Source organism: Amycolatopsis sp. NPDC058278, assembly GCF_042881395.1.
Classification (GTDB): domain Bacteria; phylum Actinomycetota; class Actinomycetes; order Mycobacteriales; family Pseudonocardiaceae; genus Amycolatopsis.
In genome coordinates this window covers 17,262-38,709 of sequence record NZ_JBHVXZ010000095.1, presented here as the reverse complement: position 1 = coordinate 38,709, position 21,448 = coordinate 17,262, and the positions used below count along the sequence as shown (strand labels likewise).

24 protein-coding genes and 1 tRNA gene are annotated in these 21,448 nt (G+C 70.7%); 11 read left to right on the top strand and 14 right to left on the bottom strand.

The genetic code is table 11. The features are described from left to right. Positions 1–157 precede the first annotated feature (157 nt). The 4 genes from ACFVYA_RS36185 to ACFVYA_RS36170 all read left to right on the top strand — a co-directional run bounded on the left by ACFVYA_RS36185 (position 158) and on the right by ACFVYA_RS36170 (position 3,581). On the top strand, positions 158–919 hold the full coding sequence (locus tag ACFVYA_RS36185) for an ESX secretion-associated protein EspG (protein ID WP_285987701.1): 762 nt from the start codon (positions 158–160) through the stop codon (positions 917–919). Between the two features lie 129 nt (positions 920–1,048). Further along, the gene (locus tag ACFVYA_RS36180) at positions 1,049–1,492 is read left to right on the top strand and encodes a hypothetical protein (RefSeq protein WP_387051474.1); all 444 of its coding nucleotides are present in this window, start codon (positions 1,049–1,051) and stop codon (positions 1,490–1,492) included. Positions 1,493–1,538: 46 nt separating this feature from the next. Next, complete coding sequence (locus ACFVYA_RS36175) at positions 1,539–2,078, top strand: DUF3558 family protein (RefSeq protein WP_387051473.1); 540 nt, start codon at positions 1,539–1,541, stop codon at positions 2,076–2,078. 9 nt (positions 2,079–2,087) lie between these two features. Further along, positions 2,088–3,581, top strand: a complete 1,494-nt coding sequence (locus tag ACFVYA_RS36170) for a hypothetical protein (protein WP_387051471.1) — start codon at positions 2,088–2,090, stop codon at positions 3,579–3,581. Between the two features lie 57 nt (positions 3,582–3,638). On the opposite strand, the gene ACFVYA_RS36165 is transcribed toward ACFVYA_RS36170, so the two are convergent. The 5 genes from ACFVYA_RS36165 to ACFVYA_RS36145 form a co-directional block, all read right to left on the bottom strand. Next, positions 3,639–4,547, bottom strand: a complete 909-nt coding sequence (locus ACFVYA_RS36165) for a glycosyltransferase family 2 protein (protein WP_360166165.1) — start codon at positions 4,545–4,547, stop codon at positions 3,639–3,641. Then, complete coding sequence (locus ACFVYA_RS36160) at positions 4,547–5,362, bottom strand: ABC transporter ATP-binding protein (protein ID WP_285987706.1); 816 nt, start codon at positions 5,360–5,362, stop codon at positions 4,547–4,549. Before ACFVYA_RS36160 ends, ACFVYA_RS36165 begins: the two co-directional genes overlap by 1 nt. A 3-nt stretch (positions 5,363–5,365) precedes the next feature. Then, a complete protein-coding gene (locus ACFVYA_RS36155) occupies positions 5,366–6,316 on the bottom strand; it encodes an ABC transporter permease (RefSeq protein ID WP_285987707.1) in 951 nt (316 codons plus the stop codon). 153 nt (positions 6,317–6,469) lie between these two features. Continuing rightward, on the bottom strand, positions 6,470–6,628 hold the full coding sequence (locus ACFVYA_RS36150) for a hypothetical protein (RefSeq protein WP_387051469.1): 159 nt from the start codon (positions 6,626–6,628) through the stop codon (positions 6,470–6,472). Between the two features lie 336 nt (positions 6,629–6,964). After that, on the bottom strand, positions 6,965–7,546 hold the full coding sequence (locus ACFVYA_RS36145) for a bacterial proteasome activator family protein (protein WP_387051467.1): 582 nt from the start codon (positions 7,544–7,546) through the stop codon (positions 6,965–6,967). Between the two features lie 134 nt (positions 7,547–7,680). Between ACFVYA_RS36145 and ACFVYA_RS36140 the strand changes: the two genes are divergently transcribed. Continuing rightward, the gene (locus tag ACFVYA_RS36140) at positions 7,681–8,880 is read left to right on the top strand and encodes a cysteine desulfurase-like protein (protein ID WP_387051465.1); all 1,200 of its coding nucleotides are present in this window, start codon (positions 7,681–7,683) and stop codon (positions 8,878–8,880) included. A 23-nt stretch (positions 8,881–8,903) separates the two neighbouring features. Here the strand turns inward: ACFVYA_RS36140 and ACFVYA_RS36135 are convergent, their stop codons facing one another. Further along, complete coding sequence (locus ACFVYA_RS36135) at positions 8,904–9,890, bottom strand: NAD(P)H-quinone oxidoreductase (protein ID WP_387051463.1); 987 nt, start codon at positions 9,888–9,890, stop codon at positions 8,904–8,906. Between the two features lie 81 nt (positions 9,891–9,971). On the opposite strand from ACFVYA_RS36135, the gene ACFVYA_RS36130 reads away from it, so the two are divergent. Further along, the gene (locus ACFVYA_RS36130; RefSeq protein WP_387051462.1) at positions 9,972–11,513 is read left to right on the top strand and encodes a M28 family metallopeptidase; all 1,542 of its coding nucleotides are present in this window, start codon (positions 9,972–9,974) and stop codon (positions 11,511–11,513) included. Positions 11,514–11,568: 55 nt separating this feature from the next. Here the strand turns inward: ACFVYA_RS36130 and ACFVYA_RS36125 are convergent, their stop codons facing one another. Then, positions 11,569–12,498: a neutral zinc metallopeptidase gene (locus ACFVYA_RS36125; protein ID WP_285987712.1), complete on the bottom strand. Its 930-nt coding sequence runs from the start codon at positions 12,496–12,498 to the stop codon at positions 11,569–11,571. Positions 12,499–13,006: 508 nt separating this feature from the next. Between ACFVYA_RS36125 and ACFVYA_RS36120 the strand changes: the two genes are divergently transcribed. Continuing rightward, positions 13,007–13,480 carry a MarR family winged helix-turn-helix transcriptional regulator gene (locus tag ACFVYA_RS36120; RefSeq protein ID WP_285987713.1) on the top strand — a complete coding sequence of 158 codons (474 nt, stop codon included), beginning with the start codon at positions 13,007–13,009 and terminating at the stop codon, positions 13,478–13,480. A 33-nt stretch (positions 13,481–13,513) separates the two neighbouring features. On the opposite strand, the gene ACFVYA_RS36115 is transcribed toward ACFVYA_RS36120, so the two are convergent. Continuing rightward, positions 13,514–13,600, bottom strand: a tRNA-Ser gene (locus ACFVYA_RS36115). A gap of 47 nt (positions 13,601–13,647) precedes the next feature. After that, positions 13,648–14,487, bottom strand: a complete 840-nt coding sequence (locus ACFVYA_RS36110) for a patatin-like phospholipase family protein (protein WP_387051459.1) — start codon at positions 14,485–14,487, stop codon at positions 13,648–13,650. Between the two features lie 79 nt (positions 14,488–14,566). Between ACFVYA_RS36110 and ACFVYA_RS36105 the strand changes: the two genes are divergently transcribed. Next, on the top strand, positions 14,567–15,001 hold the full coding sequence (locus ACFVYA_RS36105; protein WP_387051458.1) for a VOC family protein: 435 nt from the start codon (positions 14,567–14,569) through the stop codon (positions 14,999–15,001). A gap of 1 nt (position 15,002) precedes the next feature. On the opposite strand, the gene ACFVYA_RS36100 is transcribed toward ACFVYA_RS36105, so the two are convergent. After that, a complete protein-coding gene (locus tag ACFVYA_RS36100) occupies positions 15,003–15,284 on the bottom strand; it encodes a DUF2277 domain-containing protein (protein ID WP_285987717.1) in 282 nt (93 codons plus the stop codon). 100 nt (positions 15,285–15,384) lie between these two features. On the opposite strand from ACFVYA_RS36100, the gene ACFVYA_RS36095 reads away from it, so the two are divergent. Next, on the top strand, positions 15,385–16,326 hold the full coding sequence (locus ACFVYA_RS36095; protein ID WP_387051455.1) for an Ldh family oxidoreductase: 942 nt from the start codon (positions 15,385–15,387) through the stop codon (positions 16,324–16,326). On the opposite strand, the gene ACFVYA_RS36090 is transcribed toward ACFVYA_RS36095, so the two are convergent. After that, positions 16,323–16,547 (bottom strand): RNA-binding S4 domain-containing protein, encoded by a 225-nt coding sequence (locus ACFVYA_RS36090; protein ID WP_013222201.1) that lies wholly within the window; start codon positions 16,545–16,547, stop codon positions 16,323–16,325. The genes ACFVYA_RS36095 and ACFVYA_RS36090 overlap by 4 nt on opposite strands. 18 nt (positions 16,548–16,565) lie before the next feature. Further along, the gene (locus ACFVYA_RS36085; RefSeq protein WP_387051454.1) at positions 16,566–17,366 is read right to left on the bottom strand and encodes a trypsin-like serine peptidase; all 801 of its coding nucleotides are present in this window, start codon (positions 17,364–17,366) and stop codon (positions 16,566–16,568) included. 154 nt (positions 17,367–17,520) lie between these two features. Between ACFVYA_RS36085 and ACFVYA_RS36080 the strand changes: the two genes are divergently transcribed. Next, positions 17,521–18,333, top strand: a complete 813-nt coding sequence (locus ACFVYA_RS36080) for an SDR family NAD(P)-dependent oxidoreductase (RefSeq protein ID WP_387051452.1) — start codon at positions 17,521–17,523, stop codon at positions 18,331–18,333. Positions 18,334–18,429: 96 nt separating this feature from the next. Further along, on the top strand, positions 18,430–19,065 hold the full coding sequence (locus tag ACFVYA_RS36075) for a hypothetical protein (RefSeq protein WP_387051450.1): 636 nt from the start codon (positions 18,430–18,432) through the stop codon (positions 19,063–19,065). Position 19,066: 1 nt separating this feature from the next. Here ACFVYA_RS36075 and ACFVYA_RS36070 read toward each other — a convergent pair whose 3' ends face one another. Together ACFVYA_RS36070 and ACFVYA_RS36065 are read right to left on the bottom strand one after the other, a co-directional pair. Continuing rightward, complete coding sequence (locus ACFVYA_RS36070) at positions 19,067–19,726, bottom strand: response regulator (RefSeq protein WP_086846232.1); 660 nt, start codon at positions 19,724–19,726, stop codon at positions 19,067–19,069. After that, positions 19,723–21,306: an ATP-binding protein gene (locus ACFVYA_RS36065; RefSeq protein WP_387051478.1), complete on the bottom strand. Its 1,584-nt coding sequence runs from the start codon at positions 21,304–21,306 to the stop codon at positions 19,723–19,725. Before ACFVYA_RS36065 ends, ACFVYA_RS36070 begins: the two co-directional genes overlap by 4 nt. Positions 21,307–21,448: the final 142 nt, after the last annotated feature.

Here is a 21,448-nt window from a genome sequence, read left to right as displayed (position 1 = left end):
GGCGGAGGCCCCGGCTCGGGGCGAAGCCCCGGATGTCACAGCTGTCGTTCGGGGGCTCCGGGTGGCGGAGCCCCCGGCTCGGGGCGAAGCCCCGGTTGTCACTGCGGTGGACTACCGTTTTCGGCGACGACCGGAAGACCCCGGGGGGACGGAAGCGATGCCTCACTCGTTCTCGCTGTCGCTGGCAGCGGTGGACATCCTGCTGGAACAGCTCGGGCTCGGCCGCGCGCCGACGCCGTTCGAGGTCCCGCACGTCGGCACGACCGTCGAGCAGCGCGCGATGATCCGCGACGCCGTCGTCCGCGACCTGACCGGCCGCGGGCTGTGGAGCCGCGGCCGCCTCGACCCGGACGCCGAGCTGGCGCTGGCCACGTTCGTCCGCGGGAGCGTGTCCATCAACGCGGCCGCCGAGCTGGGTGACCGCCACCTGTTCGCCCGCGTCGCCTCCGACGGCCAGTTCGCGGTGCTCACCCGCCAAGAGGAGAACCTCCTCGTCTTCGAGGAGGTCCGCCCGACGGGCATCGTGCCGGCGATCGTCGACCTCCTCCCGCTGACGCCGGCCGCGCCGGGCCAGTCGGTGACGATCTCGCGGCCGGTCCAGCAGCCCCGCCACCAGCGTCGCGACGAGACGTACGACCCGTTCGCCGGCGTCAGCGCCCCGCGGTCCCCCAACGCCGGCGGTCCCCAGCTCCGCATGATCGAGCGCGTGTTCCAGGAGCCGAAGAAGCGCGTGGGCCAGTTCACGGCCCAGACCCGTGGCGGCACGTTCCCCCCGCTGGCCTGGTTCGACACCCCGAGCGGCCGCTGGCTGATGTCTTCACGCGAGGCGGCGGACGGCCAGCGCTGGATCACCTACGCCCCGGCCGACAATGCCCGGCTGGCCCAGCAGCTGTACGCCCAGCTCGAAGGCCAGTTCTGAGCCACGGGAACCCCGCACCGCGCGGCTGCGTCCGAGGTGAAGATCGGTGAACGGCCGTGGCAGAGGGTGCCCGGCTAGTAGACTTCCGGGTGCACACGCACGGGCGAAGCGATTCGGGGTGGAACAGCGATGCTGATAGCTGACGGTGGGGGCGGCGGCTCGATTTCGGACATCGTCAACCCGCTCTCCTCGGCCGGGATGAGCGCCGCGGTGCAGGCGGTCACGGCCGAGACCCAGAAGCTGGTCGACGCGGCCAAGGGCGGCGGGTTCAAGATCACCCCGGAGGGTGTGAAGCCGCTCCGGCAGGCCCTTCTCGACCTGGTCAACGACCTCGCTGACCTGCAGTACAAGAGCTTCGTACTCGACCAGGAGCCGCAGCTCGGCGACCATCCGTACGGGCACACGGTCGCCAAGCACGACCAAAAGAGCGCCTCCCAAGCCGAAGGTTCGGCCACCCGGGTCATCCAGCAGCTCGCGCAGGTCGCGAAGCAAGCCGATGAAGCGCTCGCCAGGGCCGCGGGCCTGTACAAGGAAACCGAGAACCAAGCTTTCTCCTCGCTCCAGACCAAGTAGGCCTTGAGGTATGTCGAAACTTCTCGTTCGCGTTGTTCTTCCGCTCGTGGCCGGCGGTGCGCTGCTCGCCGGGTGCACCAGCACCCAAGGAGGAACGGCGTCGCCCGCGCAGTCGCCTTCGGCGAGTGAGCCGGGCTCCCCGGAGAGTCCCTCCTCGGGCGGTGGTGGGACCCAGTCGATCACCGACGCCTGTTCGCTCCTCGAGATGAGCGACCTGAGTAGTTACGGCAAGTTCCATGACCCGGTGAAGAAGTCGATCGGCGGCGCGCGATCGTGCAGCTACCGGCAGCAGATCGCCTCGGCGAGTGACGATTCCAAGGTGATCGGCGTCGACGTCCGCGACACCGCGTCGGTCGCGCAGGTGAACGACAACGGTGGCGGCGTGCTCGACAAGGACATCAACGGCAGGAAAGCGAAGGAGTCGCCCGGTGACACAGCGCTGCCTGCCTGCACGCTCGCCCTGCCGGTGGGCGACGCGTCCCGGGTGGACGTATCGCTGATCGGTGCCGATTCCGCGGACCAGGCTTGCCAGATCGCCGAGGCGGTTGCGAAGGCCGCTGTCGAACCGCGGCTGCCGAAGGGATAGGGGACCCACATGACCACGCGACAGGGACCGCGGCCGAAGACCGAGGACAAGACGCCTCAGCAGGTCCAGGACATGGCGCCCGCCGAGCGGGACGCCTACCTGCAGCAGAAGGCCGAAGAAGGCGTCGACCCCGGTAACTGGCTGTTCGGCCCGGTTCAGCAGTGGATCGCCCAAGCGCAGGCCAAGAGCCAGGCCCAGCAGATGGGCGACAAGAACGTCAAGGAAGCCACCCAGGGCCGTGATGTCGAGTACGTCTCGGGGCTGAACGCACCCAACGCAGACTACAAGGGCACGGACCACACCCAGCTGCAGGCGTTCCTCCAGAGCAATCTGAACGTCGACCAGGTGTCCGAGGTCTCGACCGCCTACCACGAAGTCCACCAGGTCTTCGACAAGTTCGCGCAGTCGATGAACACCGCCGTCAACGCCTCGAAGGGCACCTGGGAAGGCAGCGCCGCCGAGAACGCGCAGCAGTACTTCACCAGCCTCGGCAAGTGGTCCGACGCCAACTCGCAGAACGCCAAGCTGGCCTCGGAAACCATCTACGACCAGGGCCAGGCCGCCGCCACGGCGAAGAACTCCATGCCGGCTCCGATCCCGTTCAGCTGGAAGGACGAGTTCAAGGACTGGGCCACGTCGAACCCCTTCAGCCTGCCCGACAACGTCGACAAGTCGATCCAGAAGCAGAAGGACAGCCAGGCGGCGCACGACGAAGCCGCGGGCGTCATGGCGACCTACGACAAGAACCTCTACGAGGCCGCATCCAAGCAGCCCGCCTTCGCGCCGCCGCCGAGCTTCAGCACCGGTGGGGACAGCGGTGACCCCAACGGCACCGGCGACAAGAACGGCATCAACAACCCCTCCAGCGTGAACACGCCGGGCTCCCACTCGGTGAACACGCCCGGCGGCACCGCCCAGGGCCTCGTGTCCGGCAATACCTCCGGGCCGCTCGGCGGCCCGGCCGCCCACTTCTCCGGACCCGGCTCGACCACCGGCTCCGGGTTCGTCCCGACCGGCACCACCACGCCGTCCGGGTTCACGCCCAGCTCGGTCCCGGCGGCTTCGACGTCGAACCCGAACCAGCAGTTCGGGGGGATGCCGCCGATGAGCCCGATGCCGATGGGCGGGATGAACTTCGGCGGCGACGAGGCCTACAACTCCAAGGTCGGCGGCGGCGGCAGCGGGCGCGGTGGTGGCGGCGGGTTCGGCCCCGGCGGCTCGGGTGCCGGGAACGCGACGGGCGCGGGTGCCGCGTCGGGTGCGGCCCGGCCGGGTGGCATCGGGGCCGCGGAAGCGGCCGCGGGACGCGGGATGGGCGGCCTCGGCGGTGGCGCCGCCGGTCGCGGGGGCATGGGTCCCGGTGGCGGTGGCCTGGGCCGCGGCCAGAAGGGCGAAGGCGACGAGGACACCGAGCACTCGCGCCCGACCTACCTGGTCGAGGGTGACCCCGACGAGGTCTTCGGCACCGACATGCGCACGGCGCCGCCGGTCATCGGCGAATAAGCCTTCTCAGCAGAAAGGGCCCCCGCTCTCGTCGCGGGGGCCCTTTCCGCTGAAGGATCAGTAGCGGTAGAACTTCTCGGCGCGGCCCTGCCGCACCAGCTTCAGCCACTGCAGGAACGCCTTCGGGTCCCGCTTCACGCCCACGAAGTACAGTCCGAAGCGGACGATCTCCAGCGCGCCGATCTTCCGCATGCCCGGCTGGGACAGCAGGTAGCCGCGGTTGCGGTAGGTGTAGTACCGCTTGACCTCGTTCTCCGGGTCCTGCGCGTGGAACTTGCCGCCCAGCATGGGCTTGAACTCGTCCGAACCGTCCGGGTGCAGGTACTTGGTCTTCAGCGACGTGCCGAACGGCAGCCCCGACCGGACCAGCCGCCGGTGCAGTTCCACCTCGTCGCCGCGGAAGAACAGCCGCAGGTCCGGCACGCCGACGACGTCCAAAGTGGACGCGCGGAAGAGTGCGCCGTTCATCAGGGACGCGATGCCGGGCAGGAAGTCGGCACCCAGCTCGGACTGTGAACGCTTCCAGGTCAGGCCGCGGCGCAGCGGGAACGCCAGCTTGTCCGGCGCGTCGATGTTCGACACCACCGGCGAAATCTCCGCCAGGTCCCGCTTTTCGGCTTCCTCGAGCAGGATGGCGAGCACGTTCTCGTCGGCCGGGCGCCCGTCGTCGTCGGCCAGCCAGACCCAGTCCGCGCCCAGCGAGAGCGCGTGCAGCATGCCCAGCGCGAACCCGCCGGCGCCACCGAGGTTCCGGTGCGACGGCAGGTACGTGTGCGGCAGCGGGTAGTTCTCGACGACTTCGCGCGCGGAGTCGTCCGGTCCGTTGTCGACGACCACCAGGTGGTCGACCGGCCGGGTCTGGGCCGCGATGACCTTCAGCGAGTCCGCGAGCAGCTCCCGCCGGTGCCGCGTGACGACCACGCCGACGACCGCGCCGTCGGGCAGCTGCCGGGTCTCGCTGGCCATCATTCCCCGCCGTTCGTCGTCGCCACCGACTCGATGCCGAAGCGCTCCAAGGTTTCCTGGCTCATGTTCTCGAAGGGATCACGGCCCTTGTACGACGTGAGGACGTCCCGCAGCGAACCCTGTTGCTTGAGGTGCCCTTCGTCCATCCAGATGGCCGAATCGCACAGTTCGAACAGGAACTCGTCCGAGTGGCTGGCGAACACCAGGATGCCGGAGCGCTTGACGAGGTCCTTGAGCCGGTCGCGCGCCTTGTTGAGGAACGCCGCGTCGACCGCGCCGATGCCCTCGTCGAGGATGAGGATCTCGGGGTCGATCGACGTGACGACACCCAGCGCCAGCCGCACGCGCATACCCGTCGAGTACGTGCGCAACGGCATCTGCAGGTAGTCGCCGAGCTCGGTGAACTCGGCGATGTCGTCGACCCGCTTCTCCATCTCCTTGGCGCTCATGCCGAGGAAGAGGCCGCGGATGATGATGTTCTCGACGCCCGAAATCTCCGGGTCCATGCCGATGCCGAGGTCGAACACCGGCGCGATCTTGCCGTTGATCCGCGACGAGCCGCGGGTCGGTTCGTAGATCCCGGCGAGCAGGCGCAGCAGCGTGGACTTGCCGGCGCCGTTGTGCCCGACCAGGCCGACGCGGTCGCCTTCACGCAGGTTGAGGGTCACGTCGTGCAGGGCTTCGATGATCGGCACCTTGGTGTCGGTGCCGATCTTGCCGCCGACCTTGCCGAGGACCTTCTTCTTCATCGACCGCGTCTTCGCGTCGAAGATCGGGAAGTCGACGAACGCGTTGTGGACGTCAATGGAAACCATGTGTCACACCCAATAGGAGACGCGGGCACGGTAGTTGCGCATCGCGACCAGCGCGAGAGCCCAACCGACAACGGTGATGGTGCCGACCACGATCCAGTTCCCCGGAGAGAACTCCTGCCCCAGCAGCGGCGCGCGGACCACCTGCATGAAGTGGTAGAGCGGGTTGATCTTGACGATCGGCAGGATCCAGGAGGCGGCCTCCCGGGTCCCGCCGGTCATCAGCTGGTCCACCGGCCAGACGATCGGCGTGCCGTAGAACAGCAGCTGGATCAGCGAGTTGATGACCTGCGGGATGTCGCGGAAGCGGGTCGAGATGATGCCGAACAGCAGCGTCACCCAGCCGGCGTTCAGCGCCAGCAGCACGAAACCGGGGATGGCCAGCAGGATGTTCCAGCTGAGGCCCGGGTGGCAGATGTGGTTGGGGACGCACGCCCCGTCGCCCAGCAGCGAGTACTTGTTGCTGAGCGCGCTGAAGAAGATCGCCAGCACGGCCAAGTAGACGATCATGTTGTGGGCCAGCATCAGCGTCTGCCGCCACACCGTGCGCAGCATGTACACGCTCAGTGGCGCCGGGAGCTGCTTGATCAGCCCCTCGTTCGCGATGAACGTCTCCATGCCCTCGGACAGGCAGCCCACGATGAAGCCCCAGATGATGAAGCCGGTGGAGATGTAGGGCAGGAACACCTCGACCGGCAGCTTGAACAGCTGGGAGTACAGCAGCCCGAGCCCGACCGCGAGGACGGCCTGGGTGATGGTGATCCAGAAGGGCCCGATCACCGAGCGGCGATATCTCTGCTTGATGTCCTGCCAGCCCAGGTGACCCCAGAGCTCGCGGGCGCGGAATCCGGCCTTGATGTCGGCGAAGGCACGCGAGAACGTCTTGCTGTCCGACGTCGGGGATGCCGACGTCGTCACGGGTGAGTCTGCGGCCTGAACCGTGCTGGTGGCATGCACGAGGACGAGGGTACCGAGAGCCCTTGATAGGGCACTGGCGTGGGGCCGGGCCGAGCCCCTGGCCGGGCGGGATGGGGTCGAGCACGGACCGCGGCCCCGCAGCGCCTCGGAGGTGGCCGAGTTCACGCTGGGCGAGCACCCGGTCGGTGGCGGTCACCCCTCCCGCTCGTGATCGCCGAGATCGGCATCAACCACGGAGGCGACCCCGAGAAGGCGCACAAGACGGTCGAGATCCAGACTCACGGCCTGGCGACCGGTGATGGCGAGGCTGCGGCTGCGGATCGAACAGATCGCCAGCAGCCGGATGCGCACGTGGAGACCTGGATACGTGCCTCGCTAGCCGGGGCCCGCTCGGTGACCCACACGGCGGGAGAGGCCGCGCCGAGCACGCCTGCCTGGAGGCGATTCCCAGCATGAAGAGCGCTTGGCCCGCTTGAAGGAGCACTTCACGCCCCGGCACGAGGCGACCGGGACGGCGCTGATCAGCGCCGCTGTGCCCGCGGGGCTGGGGGAGGGGCCGGAAACTCCCCCGCCCTCCGTGGGGGGCGTCCCCAAGTCCAGCCTATCGGCACCCCCGGGCAAAACCGGCCAAAGCCGAGTTGTCCACAGAGGTTGTCCACAGGACCTCCGGTCTGTGGACAACCTGCGTCAGAGGTACTGGCCCGTTCCCGAAATGCCCGGTCCGTGCTCGTGCCCGTGGCCGGCCGCGCCCGATGGGCCCGCCGGCAGCCCGCGCCGCATCTGCTCCAGCTGGACGCGGGCGGCCATCTGCTGGGCGAACAGCGCCGTCTGGATTCCGCTGAACAGCCCCTCCAGCCAGCCGACCAGCTGGGCCTGCGCGATCCGCAGCTCCGCGTCCGACGGCGTCGAGTCGTCGGTGAACGGGCGGACCAGCCTCTCCAGCTCGTCCTGCAGCTCCGGCGCCAGCGCCTTCTCCAGCTCGCGGATCGACGTCTGGTGGATCTCGCGCACCCGGGTCCGGGACGCGTCGTCCAGCGGGGCCGCCCGGACCTCCTCCAGCAGCTGCTTGATCATCGTGCCGATGCGCATCACCTTCGCCGGCTCCTCGACGAGGTCACCCACCGACTCGGGGTGCTCTCCGTCGGCGCCGGGGGAGGGCAGCTGGGTGGCGCCCACCGGCGTGCCGTCCGGTCCGACGACCACCACGTGGGGTGAAGATTCCTGGCCCGGGTCACCCGCTGTGAAGTTCGGCTCGGTCATGTGCTCCATCCTGGCTTGCGTTCGACACGCTCCGCGACACCCGCGGCGTGTCCGTCTCCGAGCGTAGCGGCTCCGGGGGTTCCCGGTGGCTCTCCACCCAACCCCGGACGCACGGCGAAACCGCACGTCCGTACGGTGTCCCCATGGCGTTCGACGTCGCTCGTATCCGTGGGCTCTTTCCCGCGCTGGGTGACGGCTGGATTCACTTCGACGGCGCCGCCGGAATGCTGGTCCCGGAACAGGTCGCTTCGGCCGTTTCCACGGCGATGCGCGCCCCGGTGTCCGGGCCGGGCGGAGCGTTTCCGGCCTCACAACGCGCGGAAAGCATCGTGACCGCGGCCCGCCGGGCCGTGGCCGACCTGGTCGGGGCCGACCCTGCTGCCGTCGTGCTCGGGCCGAGCGCGCCGGTGATGCTGCGCCGGCTCGTCGACGCGCTCGCCGAGCGCTGGACCATCGGCGACGAACTCGTCGTCTCGAGGCTCGACGAGCAGGCGAACCTCGCTCCCTGGCAGCGCGCCGCCAAGCGCGTCGGTGCCGTCGTGCGCTGGGGTGAGATCGACATCGAGACCTGCGAGCTGCCGGCGTGGCAGTACGAGCAGCTCGTGTCGGCGCGCACCAAGGCCGTCGCCGTCACGCTCGCGTCCGGTTCCGTCGGCACCCGGCCGGACGTGCCGACGATCATCGAGTTCGCCAAGCGGGTCGGCGCGCTCGTCGTCGTCGACGCCACCTACGCCGCGCCGTTCCTGCCCCTCGACATCAACGCGCTCGGCGCCGACGTCATGGTCGTGTCCGCGCAGGCCTGGGGCGGCCCGTCGGTGGGCGCGCTGGTCTTCCGCGACCCCGAGCTGATCGAGCGGATCCCGTCGGCTTCGCTCGACCCGATGGCCCGCGGTGCCGCCCGGCTGGAGCTCGGCCCGCACGCCTACCCGCTGCTGGCCGGGCTGATCGCGTCGATCGACTACCTCTCCGGCCTCGACGACGCCGCCACCGGCTCACGGCGCGAGCGCCTGGTCACCTCGCTCGGGTCGGCGAAGTCCTACCACGCCGGGCTGCTCGCGCAGCTGTCCACGGAACTGCTGTCGCTGCGGCACATCATGGTCATCGGCAACGCCATGCGCCGGATCCCCGCGCTCGCCTTCGCCGTCGCCGGCAAGAAGTCGCCCGAGGTCGCCGAGTACCTGGCGAAGCAGGGCTTGTGCGCCTTCGCCGACGACGACACGAGCGGCGTCTTCGCGTCACTCGGCGTCGGAGAAGTGGGCGGCGCCGTGCGGATCGGGCTCGCCCACTACTCCAACGTCTTCGAGATCAACCAGCTCGTGCGGGTCCTCGATGAACTACGCTGACGCAGCTGACGCAGCTGACGCAGTCAGGACTTCGCCGCCAGCAGCACCTTGCCGAAGACACTGCCCTCTTCGAGGATCCGGTGTGCGGTCGCGGCTTCGGCCATGGGCACGACCTGGCCGACGATCGGCTTGACGAGACCCTCGGCGACCAGTGGCCACAGGCGCTCGCGGACGTCGGCGACGATCGCCGCCTTCTGGTCGAGCGGCCGGAACCGCAGGCCCGCGGCGAACACCGAAGCCCGCTTCCCCAGCAGCGCGCCGACGTTCAGCTCGCCCTTCACGCCGCCCTGCATGCCGATGATGACCAGCCGCCCGTCCTGCTGCAGCGCGTCGACGTTGCGGCCAAGGTAGGACGCGCCCATGTTGTCGAGGATGACGTTCGCGCCACCCGTTTCCTTCTTGAGGACCTCGACGAAGTCCTGGTCCTTGTAGTTGATCGTGATGTCGGCGCCGAGCTGGCGGCAGCTTTCGAGCCGCTCCGGCGAGCCCGCGGTGACGGCGACGGTGGCGCCGAGCGCCTTGCCGACCTGGATGGCGTGCGTGCCGATGCCGCCGGCGCCGCCGTGGACCAGCAGCACCTCGCCTTCGGTGAGCTTCGCGTGCATCACGACGTTCGCCCACACCGTGCAGGCCACCTCGGGCAACGCGGCCGCGGTGAGCAGGTCGATCTCGCCCGGCACCGGCAGCAGCTGCCCCGCCGGGACGACGACCTTCTCCGCGTAACCGCCACCGGAGAGCAGGGCGCAGACCTCGTCGCCGACTGCCCAGCCCGCTGTGTCTTCCACACCTTCGCCGAGTTCCGCGATCGTGCCGGAGCACTCGAGGCCGAGGGTTTCGCTCGCGCCGGGAGGCGGCGGGTAGTGGCCCTGGCGCTGCAGCAGATCCGCGCGGTTCACCGCGCTCGCCGCGGCCTCCAGCAGCACCTCGCCGGGGCCGGGACGCGGATCCGCGACCTCCGCCCACTCGAGAACGTCCGGGTCACCTGGTTCACGGATGGTGATCGCGTACATGTGTCGACTGTATACCGCGGTCAAAGTTCCCGCCGAAAGGCGCATTGACGGACCTCACAAATCGAACAAAGGTGAGCAACCATGTCACCCTTTAGAACGAAGTTTCTTCCGCCGCTTGCTTTGGCCGCCGGCGCGACGCTGGTGCTCGGCCTGACCCCGGCCGCCGCCGCGGACACCCTTCCCGACGGGCCGGCCCTGGCGAAGCAGCTCGTCAAGAAGGTCGACGCCAACGGCGTCAACCGGCACCTGATCGCCCTCCAGCGCATCGCCGACACCAACGGCGGCACGCGGGCGGCGAGCACCGAGGGGCACGCGAAGTCCGCCGAGTACATCGCGACCAAGCTCCAGGCGGCCGGGTTCCAGATCACCCGCCAGGAGTTCCCGTTCACCTACTCGGAGACCCTCGCCGAGAAGCTGACCGCGGGCGGCGCGAACGTCCCGATCATCGCCATGGAGTACACGACGTCGACGCCGGTCGGCGGCATCACCGCGCCGCTCGCCGTGGTCGCCGTCGACGACACCAGCGGCTGCGAAGCCACCGACTACACCGCGGACGTCGCGGGCAAGATCGCCCTGATCAAGCGCGGCGGCTGCTCGTTCGCGCAGAAGCAGCAGACGGCCGCGGCCGCGGGCGCGATCGGCGCGATCGTCTACAACAACACCGACGGCGACCTGAACGGGACGCTCGGGGGCCCGAAGAACGCGAAGATCCCCACCGGGGGCGTGACGGCGGCCGCGGGGGCGCAGCTGGCCACGCTCGGCGGGCAGAACGTGACGCTGGAGCTGCGGGCCTTCCAGGAGGCGCGGACCAGCTACAACGTCATCGCCGAGACCAAGACCGGGCGCAAGGACAACGTCGTGATGCTGGGGTCGCACCTCGACAGCGTCCCGGCCGGCCCGGGCATCAACGACAACGGTTCCGGCTCGGCGACCCTGCTCGAGACCGCGCTGCAGCTGGGGAGCAGCCCGAAGGTCAACAACGCCGTGCGCTTCGGCTTCTGGAGCGCGGAGGAGTTCGGCCTGATCGGCTCCACCTACTACGTCGACCAGCTGACCTTCGAGCAGCAGCTCGACATCGCGCTGTACCTCAACTTCGACATGATCGGCTCGCCGAACGCCGGCTACTTCGCCTACGACGGGGACAACTCCGACGGCGTCGGCGCGGGCGCGGGCCCGTACGGCTCGGCGCAGATCGAGAAGACCTTCGTCGACTTCATGCAGGCCGCGCGGGGCGTGCCCCTCGAGGGCACCGACTTCACCGGCCGCTCGGACTACGGCGAGTTCATCGCCGTCGGCATCCCGGCGGGCGGCCTGGACACCGGCGCCGAGGGGCTGAAGACCCCGGCGCAGGCGGCGAAGTGGGGCGGCACGGCCGGCGTCGCGTTCGACCCGTGCTACCACCAGGCCTGCGACAACCTGGGCAACATCGACCGGGTCGCGCTGGACCGCAACGCCGACGGCGTCGCCTGGGCCCTCGGCGTCTACGCGACGAGCACCGAGAGCGTCAACGGCGTCCAGCCGGGCAAGGCCAAGGCGGCCAAGCAGAAGGCCGCCGAACGCGGTGCGCAGCGGAACTTCTCCGCCCGCGCCGTGGCCGGTGACCCGCACGCGCTGACTGCCTGACGACAGACCGAAGGGGCCGTCCCGGCTGCGGGACGGCCCCTTCGTCGTCGTTCCGCTAGCCCAGGTTGTTCGTGCCGAAGGTGTCGCAGCGGGCCGGTTCGCCGGTCTGGAAACCGGTGGTGAACCACTTCTTGCGCTGCGCCGACGTGCCGTGGGTGAACTTCGACCGGTCGACCTGGCCGCCGCCGAGGTTCTCCTGGATGTAGTCGTCGCCGATGCGGGACGCGGTGTCCAGCGCGGAGTTGACGTCGTCCTGGGTGACGTCGGTGATCAGCGGCTTGCCGCTCTCGGTCGGCGTCGTCGAGGCGTGGTTGGCCCAGACGCCGGCGTAGCAGTCGGCCTGCAGCTCCAGGCGGACCGAACCGGACGTCGGGCCGCTGCCGGTGCCCTTCTTCGAGGTGCCGAGCAGGTTCTGCACGTGGTGGCCGTACTCGTGGGCGAGCACGTACGCCTCGGTGAAGAGGCCGCCCTGCGCGCCGAAGCGGGTCTTCAGCTCGTCGAAGAAGGAGAGGTCGATGTAGACGTCGGAGTCGGCCGGGCAGTAGAACGGGCCGGTGTCGGAGGTGGCGCTGCCGCAGCCGGTGCCCACGCCGCCGTTGAAGAACTTCGTCGGCGCCTTCTGGTACGTCGAGCCGGAGCGAGCGAACTGCTGCGCCCAGTAGTCCTGGACGGAGTTGACGATCGCGACGATGGCGCAGTCGTGGTTCTTGTTGGCGTCCGCGCCCTTCTTGCACTCGCTCTGGAGCTTGGAGTTGTCGACCTGCTGGCCGGACCCGACGCTGCCGAGACCACCGCCCAGACCGCTTCCGCTCGGCACGCTGACCCCGCCGAGCTGGGACAACACGAAGTAGATGATCAGCCCGACGACGCCGAGTCCACCGCCGCCGAGCGCCACGCGGCCGCCGATCCCGCCGCCGCCTCCACCGCTTCCACGCAGGTCCTGGACTTCGGAAGCGTCCAGGCCGGCGTCGTCGTCGAATCTCACCTTCGGATCGTAACGAGCCTGGGTGCGGCCGTCGCGCTGACGGGCGCACCCAGGCTGGTACCGAGGTATGTCTTTGGTCGAGCGGTCGGCCGCTTCCGGGGCCGGCGTTCAGGCGCTGTCGTCACGGCTTCCGAGGCCGCGACCGGAACCAGGCCCGACCGACGCCGTATGCGTGATGCGCATGGAAGCCCGCTCTGGCTGTTCACAATCGCGGCCGAACCGGTAGGTGTCCGTTCCGGTCGCGGGGACGCAGCGGGCGGTCAACCGCGAGGATCACCCGTCACACAACCACCTGACCTCTCCTGGCGGTGGAGCCGGGCCGGCACGTCGCCGTCGCCGCGCCGCTTACCCTGGCCGACCGTCCGCCGACAAGCAGAATGCGCCTTTCCCCGCCGAGTCTCAACCTTTTCGTAACCCCACCTTCGGGCGATGTTGCAACGGTATTTTCACCGGCAGACGGATCGGACTCGGACCGCGCGGTCCCTTGATCAACGTTCTACGCTGCCTTATGACCGAGGAGCGTGCTGTGCGGTGGTTGAACGAGGCCGAGATGGCGGCGTGGCGCTCCTACATCGTGGCGACCCTCCTGCTGCGGCAGCGGCTGCACCGCGAACTGTCCGATCGCCACGAGGTGTCGCTGACCGACTACGAGGTGCTCGTCTGCCTGCAGTTCCAGCCCGAGCACCGGATGCGGATGTCGGAGCTGGCGGTCTACATGGGGTCGACGAAGAGCAAGCTTTCGCACCAGGTCGGCCGGCTGGAGGACGCGGGCATGGTCCGGCGGGCCCGTGACCCGGAGGACAAGCGCGGGGTCATCACCGAGCTGACCGATGAGGGCGAGGCGCTGCTGGAGAAGGCGGCGCCGACGCACGTCGAAGGCGTGCGCGAGCACCTCATCGACCTGCTGAGCCCCGAGGAGCAGGCGACGATCGCCGCCGCGTTCGAGCGCGTGCGGCGGCACCTGCTGGAGGAGGAAGGCTGAACCCGGGCGCGCCGGGCGCCCGGGTTCTCAGTGCGGTAGCGGTGGGATTCGAACCCACGGAGAGGTTGCCCCCTCGCATGTTTTCAAGACATGTTCCTTCGGCCGCTCGGACACGCTACCCCTGCCCACGAGGGTAGCCGACGCACTTCGGGGCAACCGGGGCCCCGCTAGCTCCAGGTCAGCTCGCGGGCCGCGCCCTGCGCGCGGCCCGCTTCGGCGGCCGGCGTGCGCGTGGCCGGGTCCAGCGGGTTGGCGCCGACCGCTGCCTTCGCTGCTTCGTCCGGCGTGATCAGCGTGACCTCCGCGCCCGCCGCGCGCAGGTCGTCCAGCACGGCGGGCAGCGGCTTCTCCATCGGCAGCGGGGCGTCCACTCCCAGCGGCGAAACCACCGTCACGCGGGTGAAGCCGGTCGCGTAGTCGGCGTTCTCGGCCGAGCGGACGCCGCCGTCGACGTACCGGCGGCCGTCGATGGTCACCGCCGGCCAGACGCCGGGGACCGCGCAGCTCGCCGCCACCGCGTCGACCAGCGAGACGCCGGACGTGCGGTCGAAGCGCCGCGGTTCGCCGGTCTCCGCGTCGACCGCCACGATCACCAGGTGCTGCGCCGGCCACTCGTGCACCGGCAGCCGCGCGGCGATCACCTCGCGGCGGTCCGCTTCGGACACCGTTTCGGCGGCCAGCGCCAGCCGCCCCACGGCCCGCCGCACCTCGGCCGGGTCGCTCGCGCCGGTGACCGCGCCGCCGAAGTCGGCGGCGAACTTCTCGAAGTCGATTTCCGCCGGGATCTCCCGCGTCTGGTGCGCCGGATCGGCCTGGCGCGCGTACAGCTCGGCGAGCGGCAGGCCGCTCGCCACCTGCGCCGCCACGACCGACCCCGCCGACGTCCCGACGAGCAGGTCCGCGCCCGTCAGGTCCTGGCCGTGTTCGGCCAGACCCACCAGCAACCCCGTCGTCCACGCGATTCCGGCGACCCCGCCGCCACCCAAAACCAAAGCTTGTCCGCCCATGCGGGCAGCCTAGCGACGAGGTCCGACAATTCCCGGCCGCCGGGTTTACCCTCCAGGTCGGCGAGGCGAGAGGGCGGAGATGACCGCGAAGATCGAGGGCATCCACCACGTCAAGTTCCCCGTGCGCGACCTGGGGCGCAGCCGGGCGTGGTACGAGCGCGTGCTGGGGCTCGAGGTCACTCACGAGTTCCCGGACGACGACGGCGTCGTGCGCGGGGTCGCCGGGGCGATCGACGGCGTGCCGGTGGCGTTGCGCGTGCAGGAGACGGCCGCCGCGGGGCTCGCCGGGTTCGACCCGGTCTGCTTCTCGATCGCCGACCGCGCGGCCGCCGACGCGTGGATCGCGCGGCTGGACGAGCTCGGCGTCGAGCACCCGCCGCTGTTCGAAGCCACCACCGGCTGGATGGTCCGCTTCCACGACCCCGACGGCACCGAAATCCGGCTCTACAGCCTGGCGAAGGACGACGGCGTCGACCACACCGGCGAGCAGGGCTACGCGCAGCGCGTGCGCTGACTCAGGGCTGGCGCAGGGCCTTGGCGGCGATCCGCGCCTGCACCTCGGGGCGGCGCAGCGGCGGCACGGTCGACGGCGGCTGGCGGCGCTCGGGCAGCTGCTCCAGCAGCCGGGTGGTGATTTCGGTGATTTCGGCGACCGCCGCCTCGAACGGCTCGCGCGTGGCGTCCGACAGCGACTGCACGCCGGTGACCTTGCGGACGTACTGGCGGGCCGCGGCCTCGATCTCCTCGCCCGTCGCGGCCGGCTGGAGCCCACGCAGGGTGGTGATGTTTCGGCACATGCCGCCCAGGGTACGGCTTTCGCGGGCATCGATCACACGGTCGGGTAGGCCGGGCCCGGCTTCGTTGACGCCCGAACCGGCGCTGGGCAAGGTCGGGGAAGTGCCCCTCAGACCGCGCCCGTTCCGCTCCGCCCGCCCCGAACCCGGCATCCTCGAAGAAGAACTCCCGGAAACCCCCATCCCGGAACAGGCCTGGCCCCGCGTGCGGGCCGATGAACTGGTCACCCTCGTGGCACACGTCTTCGCCGCGCACGGTCTCCCCGAAGCGCGCGCCCGCATCGCTGCCGAAGCTCTTTGCCACGGCGATCTCACCGGCTCGCCGGAGACCGGGGTCGCCGACCTGACCCGTGTGCACCTGCCGCTGCTGAAGAACGGGCTCGTCGTGCCGCACGCCGAGCCGCTGATGATCGCCGACCGCGGGGCCGCCGCGCTGATCGACTACCGCCGCGCGCTCGGGCTCTGGGCCGTCGGCGATGCGATGGACCGGGCGGTGACCCGGGCCGGCCGCTTCGGCGTCGGGCTCGTCTCGCTGCGCGGCATCGGGCCGTTCGGCCGGGCCGGGCACCACGCCGCGCGGGCGCTGCCGCACGCCATGATCGGGCTGGTGCTGGCCGCCGGCGGGGAGCCCGGCCAGCCGATGAACCCGCTGGGCATGGCCGCGCCGGGCGGCGCGTACCCCGAGTTCGTCTTCGACATGGACCGCCCCGGTCCGGAAGCGGCCGGGCTGACCCTGCTGGTCGAGGTCCTCGCCGGGGTGCTCTCCGGCGTCGCCGACCACGAGCACGACACCGGCCTGCTGGTGCTGGCGATCGCGCCGACGACCCTGCGCAGCGCCGACGGCTTCTACCGCGCGGCGAGCGCGCTGTTCGGCAGCATGCTCGGCTGGGACGGCGGCGCACCGATCCGCTACCCCGGCTGGCGCGAGGCCCAGCACCTCGAGCAGTGCCGGGCGCTGGGCGTGCCACTGGCCGGGCCGGTGCGCCGCGAACTCGACGCCCTCGCCCGGTCGCTCGGGTTGCCGCCGCTGACCAGCGTCGGTTAGCGGACCAGGATGACCTTGCCGCGGTCGGGGCCCACCGCCACGACGTCGCCGTCGGTCAGCTGGCGGCCGCGGCGGGTCTCGACCTCGCCGTTGACCGTGACCTCTTCGGCGTCGATCAGGTCCTTGGCGTGGGAGCCGTCCTCGGCGAGGCCGGCCAGCTTGAGGAACTGGCCGAGCCGGATCGGCTCTCCGGTGATGGGTACGTCGACGGGCTCGCTCATGCCCCGCATCATGCCGCCTCAGGTGCGGGCGGTCGTCTGCCGGTAGAGCGCGAGGACGTCGGTGTCGAAGTAGCTCGAGTACGAGGTGTCGGCGTCGTCGCCGCCCAACTCGAAGCCGCCGATGACGCCGATGACCGTGCCGAGCCGGGTTTCCGGGTTCAGCCCGGCGACCCACGGGCCGCCGCTGGTCCCGGTCGGGAAGCCCGCGCAGTCCACCCGCAGCTGGTAGGTGTCCTGCTTGGCGGTGGTGTTCCGGCAGACCGCGGGGACCTCGGAGTCGTCCGGGTAGCCGGTGAGCGTGATGGCCTGCTCGAACGCGGTGCCGGTGGCCAGCAGGTTCGCGCCGACCAGGCTTTCCAGGGACTTCGTGGTGCCCGCCTGGTGCGCGGTGGCGAAGCCGACGTCGAGGTCCGGGTCCGAGGACGCGGTCCAGCCCGGCGCGACGAGCTCGTCGGACACCGTCCAGTAGCCGAACGGCGCGACCCCGTCGTGGTAGCCGGGCGCGAAGGTGACGCCGCTGAGGTAGCCGCCGCCCTCGCCGTTGTGGATGCAGTGGGCCGCGGTCAGCAGCACGTCACCCCGCTCGCTGTGCACGACACTGGCCGTGCAGAAGTGGCCCCCTTCGGCGAACAGCGGGCCGACCGCGGGACTCGACACCGCGGGCAGGTCGGTCGCCGGGGCCGCCTCGACCGTGGCGAGTTCCGGTGTCGTCGCGTCCGCGAGCTGCGCCGGCCGGGCGGCGACGACCACGACGAAGGTCACGCCGAGCAGCACGATCGCGGCGAGGGTGAGCAGGACGGCCGGCCGCCGCACGGTCATCGCCTCCTCGTCTCGCCAGTCGTCGGTGCTGTCGACGAGACCACCATAGGACGACGCACCGGCACAATCAGCGCACCCACAGCAAGCTCACAGCCGCTAGCATCGGCTACTCGGGAGTAGCCCCGGTGGGGATCACGGACGGTCGGGAGAGCCGATGAAGCAGTTCGCGGACAAGGTCGTGGTGGTCACCGGAGCCGGCTCGGGCATCGGCCGCGCGCTCGCGTGCGAGTTCGCCCGCCGCGGGGCCCGGGTCGCGCTGTCCGACGTCGTCACCGCGAACGCCGAGGAGACGGCCGAGCTCGCCGGCGGCAACGCCCGCGCGTACACCTTGGACGTCGCCGACCGCAGTGCGGTGCTCGCGCACGCCGACGACGTCGCCGACGAGTTCGGGGCAGTCAACGTCGTCGTGAACAACGCGGGCGTGGCGCTCGGCGCGACCGTCGAGGAAATGACGTTCGAGGACTACGACTGGCTGATGGGCATCAACCTCGGCGGTGTCGTGAACGGCACCAAGGCGTTCCTGCCGCACCTGATCGCTTCCGGCGACGGGCACGTCGTCAACATTTCCAGCGTGTTCGGCTTCGTCGGCGTGCCGACGCAGAGCGCCTACAACGCGGCGAAGTTCGCGGTTCGCGGATTCACCGAAGCGCTGCGCGAGGAAATGCTGATCGCCCGGCACCCGGTCGCGGTGAGCTGCGTGCACCCGGGCGGGATCAAGACCAACATCGTGCGCAACTCCCGCAGTGCCGCCGACGACCAGGAGAAGGCCGCGCAGGGCTTCGAGCGGATCGCCCGCACGACACCGGAGAAGGCGGCGCAGACGATCCTGCGCGGGATCGAGCGGAAGTCGGCGCGGATCCTCATCGGACCGGACGCGTACTTCATCGACGCCGTTCCGCGCGTGCTCGGCTCGGCCTACCAGCGGCCGTTGGCGGCACTCGCCCGGCTGGGGCTGAAGCACAGCTAAGTCGCGCTGTCACTCAATGGAGTTGCGTTTCTGACAGAACCGTCCGAAACGGTCCAGAATGCTGGGGGTCCGCCAGCCCCGTCCCGGAGGTCCCCGATGCTTCGCACCGCACCGCGCAGTGCGACCCGTCCGTCCAGCGACCGCGCCGCGGTGGAACTGCTGGATCGCACCGGCATCGTCGCGGCGAGCCTGCCCCGGCGCCGCCGCACCGACGACGAGGTGACCCGGGTGGAGCCGATCTACACCCGGCCGCCGGTGTGCGACCAGGACCTGCGCGAGAAGTCGGTGGTGATCCGGCGCCGCGCCCGCACCTGGCTCGGCGGTGGGGCCGCGGTGCTGCTCGTCGCGGCCGGCTGGCTCGGCGGCGGCCTCTTCACCGGCGGCCTGTTCGCCCCGGCGCCGGAACGGGACGTCGCCCAGCTCGACGCGCGCCCGGCGGTGGCCGCGGCACCCGCGCCGGAACCCCCGGCCTCCCCGGCCTCCCCGGCACCGCCGGCGCCGGTCGTCGTCACGCCCGCCCCGGAGACCGTGTACGTGCCGGTGCCCGCGAAGCCGGCGCCGAAGCAGGCGCAGGCGCAGGCGAAACCGCAGCCGAAGAAGCCGGTGCCGGACGAGGAAGCCGAGGCGCGGGTCGACCTGCCGTCGTCGGCCACCCCGCCGCCGGCGAGCAACCCGATCCAGGCGTGGGTCGACGTCGCCGAGAGCATGGCGCGGCGCTACGGCGGTCGCTGAGTCAGGCCTCTGACCAGCGGTATTCGTGCTCGGGGCGCCCGGTGGCGCCGTAGCGCAGCCGCATCTGGACCGTCCCCGACTCCGCCAGCGCGGTGAGGTACCGCTGCGCCGTCGCTCGCGCCATGCCCAGCTCGCCCGCGACCTCCGCGGCCGAAAGCGGCCGCCCGGCGCGCCGCAGCTGCTCCGAGACGAGCCGGGAGGTCGCCGTCGACTGGCCCTTCGGCGCGGTCGTGCGGTCCTGGTCGTGCAGCACGCGGTACGCGCGGTCGACGTCGTCCTGGGCCAGCGCCCGGTCTTCGGCGAGCAGGCCGCGGAACCGCGCGTACGACGTCAGCCGCTCCGCGAGCTGGCGGGTGGTGAACGGCTTGATCAGGTAGTTCAGCGCGCCGGCCCGGATCGCCGCGGCCACCGACGCGCTGTCGGTCGCCGCGGACAGCACGATCGTGTCCGTCTGCAGCTCCGGCAGCACCGCGAGGCCGGACTCGTCGGGCAGGTAGACGTCGAGCAGGATCAGGTCCGGCGCGAGTTCCCGGACGCGGGCGCGCGCCTCGGCGGCGGTGTGCGCGGTGCCGACGACCGCGAAGCCCTCGACCTCCTCGACGAAGCCGGCGTGCACCCCGGCGACCCGGAAGTCGTCGTCGACGATCAGCGTGCGGATCATCCGTCCTCCGTCAGCATTCCGGGCAGTTTGGCGACGAACAGGGCGCCGGTCTCGCCTTCGCCGGGGTCGGCCAGCCAGACGTCGCCGCCGCGGGCGCGGGCGGCCTGCCGGGCGAGCGCGAGGCCGAGCCCGTGCCCGGGGGCGATCTTCGTCGAGACGCCTTCGTCGAACAACCGCCGCCGCAGGTCCGCGGGCACGCCAGGGCCACTGTCCACAACGGACACATGCAGCGTGCCGCTTTCGGCGAGCAGCCCGATTTCGACGGTCGCCGGCCGCCGCGGGCCCATCCGCGCGGCGTGCAGGGCGTTGTCGACGAGGTTGCCGATCACGGTGTTCGCGGCGATCGGGTCGGTCACCGTCGTGGGCACCCAGGTGTCTTCGGCGAGCTTGAGGGCAAGGCCCTTTTCCTGCGCCTGCTCGGTTTTCGCGACGAGCAGCGCCTGCAGGTACGGGTCGGCGACGGCGTCGCCCAGCTCGCTCGGCCGCGCCGACGACGAGTCCGTCAGCGTCTGCAGGTACTCGACGGCTTCGGTGTGGTGGCCGAGCTGGAGCAGCCCGTAGAGCGTGTGCAGCCGGTTGGCGAACTCGTGCCGCTGGGCGCGCAGGCCGTCGGAGAGCGCGCGGATGCCGTCGAGCTCCCGGGTGAGCGTGTCGAGGTCGGTGCGGTCGCGGAAGGTGAGCACGGTGCCGATCGGGCGGTCGTCCAGCCGCACGGCGCGGGAATTGATCACCAGCACCCGGTTCCCGGCGACCGCGAGGAGGTTGTCGACCGGGCGCCCTTCGGCAACGGCCTTGTGCAGCCGCGGGCTGAGCCGGAGTTCGGACATCGCCGCGCCGATCGGGAGTTCGGTGCCGAGCAGGCGTTCGGCTTCGTCGTTGCGCACCGAGACGCGGTTGTTCTGGTCCACGGCGAGCACGCCTTCGCCGATCCCGTGCAGCACGGCTTCGCGTTCGTAGAGCAGTTCGGTCAGTTCGTGTGGCTCGAGGCCGTGCGTGACGCGCCGCAGCCGCCGGTTCAGCAGCGCCGACGCCCCCGCGCCGAGCAGCAGCGCGCCGCCCGCGAACAGCAGCGTGATGGTCAGCAGGCCGTAGAACGCACTGATCGGCTTGGCCACGTCGAAGCCGACGCTGACCTCGCCGACCACCCTGCGGTGGTCCGGCGTCCAGATCGGTGTCTTGCTGCGGACCGACAGCCCCAGCGTGCCACTTTCCACAGCGCTGATCTCGTCGAACCCGGCGAGCGCCCGTTCCGCCGACGTACTCACCCGCTTGCCGATTTCGCTCGCCGTCGGGTGGGCGAGCCGGATTCCCTGGTCATCGGTGATCACCACGAAGAGCGCGCCGGTGGTCGCGGTCACCGCCAGCGCCCGGTCTTCGAGCGCGCCGCCCGGCACCTTCGCGTCCGCTTTCGCCACCACGACCGGGTCCGCCGCCACCGACTTCGCGATGGCCAGCGCCCGCTGCCCGTACTGCTCGTTGAGAAAGGTGCGCAGGAGGACGCTGACCAGGGCTACCCCCAGCCCCACGACCAAGGCGACCACGCCGATCTGCAGCAGCAGCACCTGCCTGCTGAACCGCATCCGCGGGAAGAGCGCCCACTTTGGCATGGCGGGGACCATACCCCCAGGTCACGGCAGTGCGCTAAATGAGCAAAACATTCAGAACGCACTGCTCGCGCGGAGAACGTCGACAAGCTTCACCTGGGCGCCACAGCTACTTAAC

Coding starts and splice junctions, on each gene's coding strand:
- ACFVYA_RS36070 (WP_086846232.1), bottom strand. CDS start 19,726: ATGATCCGCACGCTGATCGTCGACGACGACTTCCGGGTCGCCGGGGTG.
- ACFVYA_RS36135 (WP_387051463.1), bottom strand. CDS start 9,890: ATGTACGCGATCACCATCCGTGAACCAGGTGACCCGGACGTTCTCGAG.
- ACFVYA_RS36065 (WP_387051478.1), bottom strand. CDS start 21,306: ATGCGGTTCAGCAGGCAGGTGCTGCTGCTGCAGATCGGCGTGGTCGCC.
- ACFVYA_RS36180 (WP_387051474.1), top strand. CDS start 1,049: ATGCTGATAGCTGACGGTGGGGGCGGCGGCTCGATTTCGGACATCGTC.
- ACFVYA_RS36090 (WP_013222201.1), bottom strand. CDS start 16,547: ATGAGCGAGCCCGTCGACGTACCCATCACCGGAGAGCCGATCCGGCTC.
- ACFVYA_RS36110 (WP_387051459.1), bottom strand. CDS start 14,487: ATGGGCGGACAAGCTTTGGTTTTGGGTGGCGGCGGGGTCGCCGGAATC.
- ACFVYA_RS36120 (WP_285987713.1), top strand. CDS start 13,007: ATGACCGAGGAGCGTGCTGTGCGGTGGTTGAACGAGGCCGAGATGGCG.
- ACFVYA_RS36080 (WP_387051452.1), top strand. CDS start 17,521: ATGAAGCAGTTCGCGGACAAGGTCGTGGTGGTCACCGGAGCCGGCTCG.
- ACFVYA_RS36170 (WP_387051471.1), top strand. CDS start 2,088: ATGACCACGCGACAGGGACCGCGGCCGAAGACCGAGGACAAGACGCCT.
- ACFVYA_RS36105 (WP_387051458.1), top strand. CDS start 14,567: ATGACCGCGAAGATCGAGGGCATCCACCACGTCAAGTTCCCCGTGCGC.
- ACFVYA_RS36130 (WP_387051462.1), top strand. CDS start 9,972: ATGTCACCCTTTAGAACGAAGTTTCTTCCGCCGCTTGCTTTGGCCGCC.
- ACFVYA_RS36145 (WP_387051467.1), bottom strand. CDS start 7,546: ATGGAGCACATGACCGAGCCGAACTTCACAGCGGGTGACCCGGGCCAG.
- ACFVYA_RS36185 (WP_285987701.1), top strand. CDS start 158: ATGCCTCACTCGTTCTCGCTGTCGCTGGCAGCGGTGGACATCCTGCTG.
- ACFVYA_RS36085 (WP_387051454.1), bottom strand. CDS start 17,366: ATGACCGTGCGGCGGCCGGCCGTCCTGCTCACCCTCGCCGCGATCGTG.
- ACFVYA_RS36075 (WP_387051450.1), top strand. CDS start 18,430: ATGCTTCGCACCGCACCGCGCAGTGCGACCCGTCCGTCCAGCGACCGC.
- ACFVYA_RS36100 (WP_285987717.1), bottom strand. CDS start 15,284: ATGTGCCGAAACATCACCACCCTGCGTGGGCTCCAGCCGGCCGCGACG.
- ACFVYA_RS36165 (WP_360166165.1), bottom strand. CDS start 4,547: ATGGCCAGCGAGACCCGGCAGCTGCCCGACGGCGCGGTCGTCGGCGTG.
- ACFVYA_RS36160 (WP_285987706.1), bottom strand. CDS start 5,362: ATGGTTTCCATTGACGTCCACAACGCGTTCGTCGACTTCCCGATCTTC.
- ACFVYA_RS36140 (WP_387051465.1), top strand. CDS start 7,681: ATGGCGTTCGACGTCGCTCGTATCCGTGGGCTCTTTCCCGCGCTGGGT.